The sequence below is a fragment of the Symploca atlantica LB2515 genome (assembly GCF_052546295.1).
On record NZ_JBQWMT010000001.1, the window covers coordinates 168,483 to 181,225 of the forward strand.

Annotated in this window: 7 protein-coding genes; 5 read left to right on the plus strand and 2 right to left on the minus strand. The window is 45.0% G+C overall.

Going from position 1 to position 12,743, the window contains the following annotated elements; all coding sequences use genetic code 11:
* Positions 1 to 138 precede the first annotated feature (138 nt).
* Both ACT7WV_RS00840 and msrA read right to left on the minus strand, forming a co-directional pair.
* Positions 139 to 2,622: an ATP-dependent Clp protease ATP-binding subunit gene (locus ACT7WV_RS00840; protein WP_445101070.1), complete on the minus strand. Its 2,484-nt coding sequence runs from the start codon at positions 2,620 to 2,622 to the stop codon at positions 139 to 141.
* A 504-nt stretch (positions 2,623 to 3,126) separates the two neighbouring features.
* On the minus strand, positions 3,127 to 3,789 hold the full coding sequence (msrA, locus tag ACT7WV_RS00845) for a peptide-methionine (S)-S-oxide reductase MsrA (protein ID WP_445101071.1): 663 nt from the start codon (positions 3,787 to 3,789) through the stop codon (positions 3,127 to 3,129).
* Between the two features lie 666 nt (positions 3,790 to 4,455).
* On the opposite strand from msrA, the gene ACT7WV_RS00850 reads away from it, so the two are divergent.
* The 5 genes from ACT7WV_RS00850 to larB all read left to right on the plus strand — a co-directional run bounded on the left by ACT7WV_RS00850 (position 4,456) and on the right by larB (position 12,704).
* On the plus strand, positions 4,456 to 6,240 hold the full coding sequence (locus tag ACT7WV_RS00850) for an ABC transporter substrate-binding protein (RefSeq protein ID WP_445101072.1): 1,785 nt from the start codon (positions 4,456 to 4,458) through the stop codon (positions 6,238 to 6,240).
* A gap of 53 nt (positions 6,241 to 6,293) precedes the next feature.
* Positions 6,294 to 8,090 carry an ABC transporter substrate-binding protein gene (locus tag ACT7WV_RS00855; RefSeq protein WP_445101073.1) on the plus strand — a complete coding sequence of 599 codons (1,797 nt, stop codon included), beginning with the start codon at positions 6,294 to 6,296 and terminating at the stop codon, positions 8,088 to 8,090.
* A gap of 39 nt (positions 8,091 to 8,129) precedes the next feature.
* The gene (locus tag ACT7WV_RS00860; protein ID WP_445101074.1) at positions 8,130 to 10,040 is read left to right on the plus strand and encodes an ABC transporter substrate-binding protein; all 1,911 of its coding nucleotides are present in this window, start codon (positions 8,130 to 8,132) and stop codon (positions 10,038 to 10,040) included.
* An 87-nt stretch (positions 10,041 to 10,127) separates the two neighbouring features.
* Positions 10,128 to 11,861: an ABC transporter substrate-binding protein gene (locus ACT7WV_RS00865; protein WP_445101075.1), complete on the plus strand. Its 1,734-nt coding sequence runs from the start codon at positions 10,128 to 10,130 to the stop codon at positions 11,859 to 11,861.
* A 60-nt stretch (positions 11,862 to 11,921) separates the two neighbouring features.
* Entirely contained in the window at positions 11,922 to 12,704 is a 783-nt protein-coding gene (gene larB, locus ACT7WV_RS00870; RefSeq protein WP_445101076.1) for a nickel pincer cofactor biosynthesis protein LarB, read from the plus strand.
* The last annotated feature ends 39 nt before the right edge of the window (positions 12,705 to 12,743 follow it).

Consider the following 12,743-nt stretch of genomic DNA (forward strand, 5'->3'; position numbering starts at 1 on the left):
TTGGCGAGGGAAAGACTCTTGGAGAAGCGATTTTCTTTTGATAGAGACAATTATCAAAAGTTAGAAAATACAAGGAAGCCATCCCCTAATTTAAATTCAGGGATGGCTGATCAGCAAGGAAGAGATTCTTAGCAAATTTTAGCCAACAGTCTGGAGCAACAAATTAGGCTGATGACTAGGCAATAACTTCACTTGACCTTGGTCATCGACATCAATAACGGCGCTGTCTCCGTCCTTAATCTGACCAGAGAGCATGGCCTCAGCCAAACTGTCTTCCAAGAGGCTCATGATGGCACGTCTTAGAGGTCTGGCACCATAACTAGGATCGTAGCCCACTTCCACCAAGTGGTCTTTAAACCTTTCGGTAACTTCCAAGGTAATGAGACGTTCACTCAGGCGTGCTGAAACTTCCCGCAGTAGAATATCAGCGATTTGTTTGATCTCATTCCTGGTTAGCTGACGGAAGACGATAATCTCGTCAAGGCGATTCAGGAACTCAGGACGGAAGTACTGCTTGAGTTCTTCGTTCACCTGGTCTCGGATGCGCTGGTAGTGAGACTCAGCTTGATCATCAGAGAATTCAAAGCCTAGACCACCGCCACCTTTTTCAATCACCTTAGAACCAACGTTAGAGGTCATGATGATCAAGGTGTTTTTGAAGTCTACAGTGCGACCTCTGGCATCAGTTAAGCGACCGTCATCTAACAGTTGCAGCAGCAGATTGAAGACATCGGGATGAGCCTTCTCAATTTCGTCAAATAGCACCACAGTGTAGGGTCGGCGTCGGACGGCTTCAGTTAGTTGACCACCTTCGTCATAGCCCACAAATCCTGGAGGCGAACCGAGCAGTTTAGAGACAGTATGGCGCTCCATGAACTCTGACATATCCAGCCGAATCATGGCTTCTTCCGAGCCGAAAAAGTAAGCCGCTAGAGACTTAGCCAGTTCCGTCTTACCCACCCCAGTAGGACCAGAGAAAATAAAGCTAGCAATCGGTCGATTGGGGTCTTTTAACCCGGCTCGCGCCCGACGAATTGCTCTTGAAGCGGCCGTTACTGCTTCTTCCTGACCAATCAACCGCTTGTGTAGGGTGTCTTCGATGTGCATCAGCAGTTCCGACTCGGATTCCGTCAGCTTGGTAACAGGCACCCCAGTCCAGGCAGCAACAATGTCCGCGATGTTTTCTTCCTCTACGATGGGAGTAACAGAATCGCTTTGCTGCTCTTCGTCTTTGAGAAGCGTCTTGAGTTGGTTTTCAATTTCTAGCTCATCATCGCGCAGTTTTCCTGCTTTCTCAAAATCCTGAGCTTGTACTGCTTGATCTTTTTCCTTAATTGCCTTACGCAATTCCCGCTTCAGGGCTTTTGCCTCAGGAGACGAGCTATAGTTCATTAAATGCACACGACTACCAGCTTCGTCTATTAGGTCAATTGCTTTATCTGGTAGGAAACGGTCTGAAATGTAGCGGTCTGATAGTTTAGCAGCAGCTTCTAAGGCATCATCAGAAATTTCCACCTTGTGGTGCTGTTCGTAAGCATCACGCAGACCGTGGAGAATTTCAATCGTTTCCTCTACTGAGGGCTCTCCTACCATTACTGGCTGGAAACGACGCTCCAAAGCCGCATCTTTCTCGATATGCTTACGGTATTCATCGAGGGTAGTAGCTCCCAGGCATTGCAATTCGCCCCGTGCTAGAGCCGGCTTGAGAATATTAGCGGCGTCTATGCCTCCTTCAATTGCACCCGCGCCAACTAAAGTGTGAACTTCGTCAATTACCAAGATGATATTGCCATCTTCACGCACTTCTTCCATAATTTGCTTGAGGCGCTCCTCAAACTCACCCCGGAAGCGTGTACCTGATACCAGTAAAGCCAAATCAAGAGTAATTACTTGCTTGTCTTCTAAAAGATCTGAAACACTTTTATTGACAATACGTTGGGCGAGACCTTCGGCGAGCGCTGTTTTACCAACTCCTGGTTCTCCCAGCAATACAGGGTTATTCTTGGTGCGACGACCCAAAATCTGGATAACACGCTCAATTTCCTTGACTCTACCAACTACAGGGTCTAGCTTGCCCTCTGCTGCTAGTTGAGTGAGATTTCTGCCAAACTCCTTCAAGGTAGCTTTCTGAGAGGTAATGCCACTGAGAAAGGAGTTTCTTTGTCCTCTAGCCGGACTGGCTGCTGCTACTTCTCCTAAAGCCCGAATTACTTGCTTGCGGATTTCCGCCGAGTCAATGTTAAGATTTTCTAAAATCTTGCCTGCAACACCTTCTCTATCAGCGGCAATTGCCAGTAACAAGTGTTCCGTACCAACATAGTTGTGTCCTAGTTGATTAGCCTCTTTGAAGGATTGCTCAAATATGCGCTTGACTTTCGGTGTAAAGGGAATTTCCGCTGGGACAGCACCGGAACCCCTACCGATAATTTTTTCTACTTCGATGCGAGCTACTTCTAAAGTAACGCCTAAGTTATTTAATACACTAGCTGCCACCCCCGTCCCTTCCCCAATCAACCCCAAGAGGATTTGTTCTGTTCCCACGAGGTTATGTCCCAGGCGACGCGTTTCCTCTTGGGCGAGCATGATTGCTTTGACAGCTTTGTCTGTAAAATGTTGAAACATACTGGTTTCACCTTTCCTAGCGGTTTAATAATCAGGGTAAATTGACGATCACCCCTGCATAAAGTTTTATGTACTTGCTGTAGACAATGTACCCCTCTACGGTGGGATGCAGCAGTGTGCACAACCGTAATTATTGGGAGTAGTTGCCGCCTATTCTAGGGTTGATTAGGAGTTTTCCCAAACTGTAGTGCGATCGATCGCCAAATGAAAGACCATGTCTTCCCTGAACTAACCAGCTAAAGCTTTTAATCACTCAATAGAGGAAAGAATCGCACGGTTAGGGTCATTTTAGCGGATTTGAACCCTAGGCAAGAAAAGTCACTAGATTAAAAAACAATCGGCATATTATTGTGAAGGGTCTTAGGTTCGGGGAAAACTTCACAGAAAGCACCACCAAGCCCGATGAAAACTATTGGCTTCACCGAAAGTGACTTACTGGGAATGATACCAGTGTTGATCAATTGACGGCTGACGACTGACAACCCCCAGTAAGTTAATTGGCACCTACTGAACCACTTCTCCTGTCCCAACTGGACATGCCACATTTGTACCACCTAAACCGCAATAGCCACCAGGGTTTTTGGCAAGGTACTGCTGATGGTAGCCCTCTGCGTAGTAAAACTCAGGAGCATCTATAATCTCGGTAGTAATATCTCCATAACCAGCAGCCTTCAAAGCTTGCTGATAAGCATCCTGTGAAGCTTCAGCGAGTTTTCTTTGCTCTGCCGAATAGACATAAATCCCAGAACGATACTGAGTACCTGCATCATTGCCTTGACGCATGCCTTGGGTGGGATTGTGGCTTTCCCAGAAGACTTTGAGCAATTTCTCGTAGCTAATCACTTTTGGGTCAAAGACCACGCGCACTACTTCATTATGACCCGTCATGCCTGAGCATACTTCTTTGTAGGTCGGGTTAGGTGTTACCCCAGCAGCATAACCGACTGCGGTGCTCAAAACTCCCTCTTGCTGCCAAAATTTGCGTTCTGCTCCCCAGAAGCAGCCCATACCAAACAGCGCCATCTCTAGTCCTTGGGGATAAGGTGGCTTGAGGGGATTGCCGTTGACGTGGTGTTGAGAGGGTACCGGCATCAATTCTGTTCTTCCGGGTAAAGCCTCTTCAAGTTTAGGCAGATTGTGCTTTTTGCCGAATCCGAATAATACCATTAGTGTTGACTCTGATTTATCATAAACATCTTTACCTTACTTAATATTACGACTTAATTATCTATTACTGGTACGGATATCCTGGAACTTTTGTAGAGAAAACCCGAACCACTAGCAACTGACTCAGGCTGCCCAAAGTACCAGCACCAATACAAAAAATTAATTAATATTTTATTTATTCACACTAGAGGCGATCGCTTACTCTCAAATAGCTCATCTATAGAGGTTCATCAAGCAAGCGATCGCTCTTTACCAAGATGCTGTAGCTGATTGATTACTCAAGTCAGCTAAAAGAAACAAGCATGACTTGCACAAGCTTAACAATTTCAAAAACTATAAAGCTTCCGAGAATAAAGGTGACCAAAATATTGAGTCCGGGGATATTGCCATAGCCAAAAATTGAGGCAACAAACTTGAACAAAACAATAGCTAATCCGATTATAAAGATAATTTGCAGGGGGGTCATAATTTTCTTAAGAGAATAACGATTAACATTGAACGACTTTTTCTCGGTCTTGGCAATCTAAGAATTTGAGAAGAAGGCGGGTTGGTCTACTGAGTTTAATGGATTAAGGTCAGCATTAACCCTCTACCCCCTAAGATTAGGTAATCTTGGATAGGATGAGTCAATAAATCATATTTGTTGACTAGAAATTAGTATTTTCTATGAAATCCTCTAGGTTTAGGGTGACTGGGCGTCGTTGGCTGAGAGTTTTACTAGCTACGATTAGTGCGATCGCTTTTAGTGGTTGTAGTCTCTCTCAATTTGAAAGCGAAGCAGCCCAAGTACCCCAACTGGTGCAGCACATTGTCGGCGATATCAAAACCTTCAACTACGCCATCAGCGATTCTCTACCCAGCGTTTTTAGCCTCACCTATGACGGCATGATTACTACCAATGGCTTGACTGGGGAAGTAGAACCAGCCCTAGCTGAGAGTTGGGAGATTTCCGAGGACAAAAAGCAGATTATTTTTACCCTCCGAGAGGGCTTGAAGTGGTCAGATGGCGAACCTCTGACGGCGGATGACGTCATTTTTACCTACAACAATATTTACTTCAACGAAGCAATTCCCACAGGCACTAGAGACATTTTGCGCATTGGCGAAAGTCGAGCCTTGCCTAGTGTGCGTAAAATTGATCAGCGCCGAGTAGAAATTACTGTACCAGAACCCTTTGCTCCCTTTTTGCGTATTGGCGGCGGACAGCCGATTTTGCCTAAACATGCCTTAGAAGCATCGGTAAAAACCAAAGACTCCCAAGGTAATCCCCAATTTCTCTCCAAATGGGGAACAGACACTGACCCCAAAGAAGTAGTCTGGAACGGCCCCTATACTGTAGAAAGTTATCAAACTAACGAGCGTGTTGTCTTTCAGCGCAATCCTTACTACTGGCGCAAAGACTCTCAAGGCAATCCTCAACCCTATATTGATCGAGTAGTTTGGGAAATTGTCGAAAACACTGACACAGCATTGTTACAATTTCGCTCTGGGGGACTCGATACTCTAGAAATTAGTGCCGCCTCTTTTGGTCTACTCAAACGAGAGGAGAAGCGGAGTAATTTTACTATCTATGAAGGTGGTCCCGATACCGGCCGGAGATTTATTATGTTTAATCTCAATCAAGGGAGTCGGAACGGGAAGCCTGTAGTTGATCCAGTTAAGGCTAGTTGGTTCAATACGGTTGCTTTTAGGCAGGCAGTTTCCTACGCCATTGACCGCCCAACGATGATTAACAACATCTATCGGGGTCTAGGAGAGTCGCAAGATTCACCAATTCCCGTACAAAGTCCTTACTACCTTTCTCCAGCAGAGGGTTTAAAGACCTATGAGTATAATCTAGAGCAAGCTAAGGAACTACTCTTAGGCGCAGGATTCAAGTACAACAGTCAAAACCAGCTAGAAGATGCCCAAGGAAACCGGGTACGTTTCACCTTGCTAGCTGGGGCTGGTAGTCAAACGGGTGATGCGATTGGTTCTCAAATTAAGCGAGATTTAAGTGAAATTGGCATTCAAGTTGATTTCCAGCCAATTGCCTTTAGTACGCTTGTAGATAAACTAAGTAATACCCTGGAATGGGATTGTGCAATGCTAGGGTTTACAGCGGGTATTGAACCAAATACTGGGGCTAATCTTTGGTTACCAGATGGTAACTCCCACCTGTTCAATCAACAACCCCAAGCGGGACAACCCCCCCTCCAAGGTAGAGAGGTTGCTGACTGGGAAGCAGAATTGGGTCAATTGTATATCCAGGCCGCACAGGAGTTGGATGAGGCAAAACGGAAAGCAATTTATGGTAAAACCCAAATCCTCACCCAAGAGTATTTACCGCTAATTTATTTGGTTAATACTTTATCACTAGCAGCAGTACGCGATCGCGTTGAGGGTGTGCAATACTCGGCTTTGGGTGGAACCAACTGGAATATTTATGAACTCCAGGTGCAAAAACGGTAGTACAACTGTTGTTGTCTTGAAAATGCTAACAACAGACAACTCTGCTTTGAACTATGTTCGCCATGAATTTTCTTCGCCGTTGTCTTGTCATTGTTTTGGCATTGAGTTTGGCAATTTCCTTGGCAGCCTGTAGTCCAGTTCAGTTTATCTCTCAGTTTGACACCCAGGCTACTCAAGTACCGCAATTGGTTGTTACAGAAGGTGCTGATCCTAAAACCTTTAACTATGCTCTCAGCCAAGAGTCACCTAATGTTTTTGGTTACATTTACGAGGGGTTAATTGGTGTTAATGGTGTCACTGGGGAACTAGAACCAGCCTTAGCCGAGAAGTGGGAGGTTTCTGAAGACAAAAAGCGAATTGTCTTTACTCTGCGAGAAGGCTTGAAGTGGTCTGATGGTCAACCACTAACGGCAGAAGATGTAATTTTTACCTTCAATGAAGTCTACCTCAACCCAGAAATTCCCGCTTCTACCAGGGATGTTTTGCGGGTGGGGGAAAGTGGTGCTTTGCCTACTGTACGCCAATTGGATCAACGGCGGGTAGAAATTTCTTCACCAGAGCCATTTGCCCCCTTACTACTTTACGGCGGGGGGGCAGCAATTTTGCCCGCCCATGCCCTGAGAAAATCAGTAACCACCAAAGACGCCCAAGGAAAAATCCAGTTTCTCTCGACTTGGGGAACAGATACTGATCCTGCCCAAATTATCGGCAATGGCCCTTACATGATGGAGAGTTACACCACCAGTCAACGGGTGGTATTCCGGCGTAATCCCTACTACTGGCGCAAAGATACCCAAGGTAACCCGATGCCCTACATTGATCGTGTTATTTGGGAAATTGTTGAGAATACTGATACAGCATTATTGCAGTTTCGTTCGGGAGGGCCAGATGTTCTAGAAATCTCGGCGGCAACTTTTTCTCTGCTGAAAAGAGAGGAAAATCGCGGTAACTTTACCATCTATGAGGGCGGCCCGGATACTACCAGACTGTTTATGTGCTTTAATCTCAATCAAGCTCGCCGTCCTAATGGTCAACCACTGGTAGATCCGATCAAGTCTCGATGGTTTAATACAGTTGCCTTTAGACAGGCGGTTAGTCATGCCATTGATCGGCCAACGATCATTAATAATATCCTTCAAGGTCTGGGGGAACCGCAAAATTCGATGATTCCTGAGACTAGTCCTTACTATCTCTCTCCTCAAGAAGGTCTAAAAGTCTACGACTATAACCCAGAAAAAGCTAAAGAATTACTATTAGGGGCGGGGTTTAAATACAATAGCACCGGTCAACTGCTGGACGCCGACGGCAATCGGGTGCGCTTTACCTTACTGACTAATTCTGGTGGTAGGCGGATTGAGTCTATTGGCACCCAAATTAAGCGAGACTTAAGTAAAATTGGCATCCAAGCAGATTTTCTGCCAATTAACTTCGGTACACTTGTAGACAAACTGAGCAACACCCTTGATTGGGATGCTTATTTGGGGGCAATTGGCGGAGGGGGTTATGATCCCCACGGTGGCGCAACGATTTGGTCTCTGGATGGGGGATTGCATAATTTCAATCAGCAACCTCAACCAGGACAACCGCCCATAATTGATCAGAAATTTGCCGATTGGGAACGGGAAATAGCCAGTCTTTTTGTCCAAGGGGCACAGGAATTAGACATGGCTAAGCGTAAGGCAATTTATGACCAGACACAGCGACTTGCCCAAGAGTATTTGCCTTTTATCCACTTAGTCAGTCCTTTAAATTTGGCGGCTGTACGCGATCGCTTACAAGGTGTGCAATATACTTCTCTTGGTGGCACTCTGTGGAATATCTATGAAATCAAAGTTGTGGAAGATAAATAGTTAGCTGATTATTGAGTTTATCTTTAGTTAGATAACCTGATGAATCAAAAACCACAGATGTACACAGATCTAGAGGTGTCAGTAGTTTGTGGTGGGCTAACAGAGATGGTTATTGATGTATACAACAAGTTTACTGACCGTACTTTTTACTATTCCCTGCATCATTCACTTTCTGTCTTGCTAATAGCCACTTTTTTGCTAGGTTCTGCAGTATTACTGGGAGGTTGTAATCCTCATGCTTTTAAAACAGAGGCGGCTGAAGTATCTCAGTTAGTGTTACATAACCTTGGTGATCCAAAAACTTTTAACTATGCTTTTAATCAAGAGTTCCCTAATGTTTTTCGCTTTGCCTTTGAAGGCTTAACTGCAACTAATGATCTTACCGCAGCCATTCAGCCAGGTTTAGCTCAATCTTGGGAAAGCTTTGATAATAAGCAACGTTTTGTGTTTACTCTACGGGAGGGTTTAAAGTGGTCAGATGGCAAACCTTTGACGGCTGATGATGTAGTCTTTACTTTTGAGAAGATCGTCTTTAATCCGGAAATCCCCACAGATTCAAAAGACTCAATCAAAATTGGTGCAGATGGTATTTTCCCTAAAATTCGCAAACTTGATCAGCGTCGCGTTGAATTTATTCTGCCAGAACCTTTTGCTCCATTTTTACGTTCTATAGCTGGTCCCCCATTTGGCATTGCTATTTTGCCAGAGCATATTCTTCAAGAATCAATTATTACTAAAGGTACTGATGGTAAACCTCAGTTTCTCTCTACTTGGGGAACGGATACTGCACCAGAAAAAGTTGTGGTTAATGGTGCTTACCGCATTGTTAGTTACACTCCTAGTCAACGGATAATTTTAGAGCGTAACCCCCACTACTGGCGCAAAGATGAGCAAGGGAATTCTTTGCCTTATATTGAGCGAATTGTCTGGCAAATTATTGAATCAACTGATACGGCCGTAATTCAGTTTCGCTCTGGAGGTTTAGATCTCACTGATGGTTGGGGACGCATGCCTCCAGAGCATTTTGGACTACTCAAGCGAGAAGAAAAACGGGGGAATTTTAGTATTTATACTTCAGGGCCAAGACCGGGTGTAAATTTTATCTCGTTTAATCTTAATAAGGGTAGTAGAAACGGACGTCCCCTAGTTGATCCGATTAAGTCCCGTTGGTTTAATTCAGTAAAGTTTAGACAGGCTGTTGCCTATGGAATTGATCGCCAAAGATTGATTAATAATTCTCTGCAAGGTCTGGGAGAATTGCAAAACTCGCCCATTTCTGTACAGAGTCCTTATTATATTTCTCCTGAGGAAGGACTCAAAGTTTACGAATATAATCCTGAACGCTCCCGAAAATTACTAATGGAGGCAGGATTTACCTACGACAAAAATGGACAGTTACTTGATGCTGAGGGCAATCGAGTACGCTTTACCTTGTTTACCAACGCGGAAAATAAAACTCGCGTCTCTATGGGAGCGCAAATTAAGCAAGATTTGAGTAAAATTGGCATGCAAGTTGATTTCACTCCTATTGCCTTTAATACGCTGGTAGATAAACTCGCCAATACTTTGGAGTGGGACTGTCATTTGTTGGGCTTTATTAGTGGCGTGGAACCAAATGATGGGGCAAATGCTTGGTCACCTGATGGCGGTTTGCACACCTTTAATCAGAAACCACTACCGGGACAACCGCCGATTCAGGGTAGAGAAGTTTACGATTGGGAGGCAGAAATTGGTCGTCTCTATATTGAAGGAGCAAGAGAGGTCGATGAAGCCAAGCGTAAGGCAATTTATGAACAGACACAACGCATTGCCCAAGAATATTTGCCTTATATTCACCTGGTAAATGCACTTTCCCTGTCCGCAGTACGCGATCGCGTACACGAGGTAAAATACTCTTCCCTCGGAGGTGTTGTCTGGAACATTTACGAGCTCAAAGTTGTAGATAATTAGATTGAAATAATTACTACTGTCTTGTTGTTGGTTTGGGTGCTGCTTGTGCTTGGCTTATTTCGACCACCACCTCTAGTAATCGCTCTAGTGTTGTCTTGCTTATTGGCTCTTTCTGGTTGCAACTTAAGCCTGCTCAAGACTGGAGATCAGGTATCGCCATTAGTTTTGGTCACTCCTAGTGAGCCTACAACCTTTAACTACGCCTTAAATCGCTCTCCCTACAGTATTTTTCCTTTTATCTATGAGGGACTGCTTAGTGAAAACGGTCTTAGTGCTCAATTGGAGCCAGAATTAGCGCAGTCTTGGGAAATTTCTGAAGATCAGCAGCAGATTACCTTTACCCTGCGGGAAGCTCTTAAGTGGTCAGATGGTCAACCACTAACTGCTGACGATGTTGTCTTTAGCTTTCAAGACATTTACTTCAACCAAAAGATTCCTTCTGTGGTGCAAGGTTTGCTGCGCATTGGTCCTAGTGGTGCTTTTCCCTTAGTCAAGAAACTGGATTCTCGGCGGGTTATGTTTAGGGCACCGGAACCCTTTGCTCCTTTTTTGAGATACGTGGGAATACTACCAATTTTGCCAGCTCATGCTTTGCAGAAATCTTTGCAAGCCACTGACAATCAAGGTAATCTCAAGTTCCTCTCAACTTGGGGAACCGATACAGAACCGACAAAAATTATTGGCAATGGTTCCTACATCATGGAAAGCTACACTCCTAATCAGCGAGTGGTTTTCCAACGCAATCCCTACTACTGGCGCAAAGATACTCAAGGGAATACTCAGCCTTATATTGAGCGTATTGTCTGGCAAATTATTGAATCAACTGATACTCAGTTACTCAGATTTCGCTCTGGCGATCTCGATAGTTTACCAGTAAAGTCTGAGGCTTTTGGTTTACTCAAGCAAGAGGAAAAACGAGGAAAATATACCATTTACAACGGGGGTGCTAGTGATGGGGTGAGTTTTGTCGGTTTCAATCTCAATCAAGCCAGCAATGAGCAAGGGCAACCCTTTGTAGATCCAATTAAATCTCGCTGGTTTAACACCTTGGCTTTTCGGCAGGCAGTCGCTTCTGCAATTAACCGGGAGAGGATGAATAACAATATTTATCAGGGACTCGGTGAAGTACAACATGCTGCTATTAGTACCCACAGCCCTTACCACTTATCTCCAAAAGCTGGGTTAAAAGTCTACAACTACAACCCACAGCAGGCTAGGCAACTACTGCTAGACGCTGGTTTCCAATATAACCCCCAAGGACAGCTCCTGGACTGGGATGGTAACCACGTCCAATTTACTATTTTGGTGAAATCAGAGGATAAATCTCGGGTAGACGCAGCAGTTCAGATTAAGCAAGATCTCAGCAAAATTGGCATGCAAGCAGATTTGCAGTTGCTTAGTTTCAATTCTGTACTTAAAAAGCTGCTATCAACTAGAGATTGGGATTGTTATCTGGGTGCCTTTGAGGGAGGAGGAGTTGAGCCTCACATTTTATCGGTTTTCTGGCACAGTCAAGGCTCGTTCCATCAGTTCAACAAAGGCTCTCGGCCCGGAAAACCTCCCCTCAAGGGTTGGGTAGTGTCTGACTGGGAGCAGGAAATTGACCGTCTTTTTGAAGCCGGAGTTAGGGAGTTTGACGAAAGCAAGCGCCAGGAGATTTATGGAAGATTTCAGCAAATTGTTGCCGAAGAATTGCCAGTCTTTTTTCTGGTGAATCGGCTTACTTTGCAAGCCACGCGCGATCGCCTTGCCAATGTCAAATTCTCTGCTTTGGGGGGAGGTTTCTGGAATTTACATGAACTGACATTAGCAGAAAATTAGCCCTCCACTAAAATCTAATGGTAAGCCCAGCCTACCCTATTAAAATTCAAGCATTTCACTGTGACTCAACCAAAAGCCCTACAATCCTTACTCGAAGCTGTTGCTGCTGGTAAGGTAAGTCCAACTGTTGCCCTGAACGAACTAAAACACTTTACCTTTGAGTCAGTGGGTGATTTTGCCAAAATTGACCATCATCGCACTCTGAGAACTGGCTTTCCCGAAGTAATTTGGGGGCTAGGGAAGACACCTGACCAAATTGCTGAAATTATGGCAGCAATGCGGCTGCGTAGTCCTATCGTCATGGCGACGCGGATTGAACCAGAAATTTTTGCCCGACTCAAAGCTAAAGTTCCTGGGCTAGAATACTACCAAACTGCTCGGATCTGTGCTCTTGCTGGTGAAGCAATCACCAAACATTCAGGAATTATCGGTCTCATATCTGCCGGAACCTCGGATTTGCCAGTGGCTGAGGAAGCTGCCATTACTGCTGAATTGTGTGGTTTTGAGGTGCAGCGCCTCTGCGATGTTGGTGTGGCTGGAATTCACCGCTTGTTGAGTAATTGGCAGGTAATTGCCGAGGCGGATGTGCTGATTGTTGTTGCTGGTATGGAAGGAGCATTACCTAGCGTAGTTGCGGGTTTGGCAGATTGTCCAGTGATTGGAGTTCCCACTAGTGTGGGTTACGGTGCTAGTTTTGGCGGTGTTGCTCCTTTATTGACGATGCTCAATTCTTGCGCGGCTGGTGTGGCAGTGGTAAATATTGATAACGGTTTTGGAGCAGCTATTCTGGCTGGGCAAATTTTGAGGACAGCCCAGAAAATAGCGCTGCACAATCAGGGTTGAATGGATAAATAAAGGACAAGGGGGACAAGGGAGATGAGG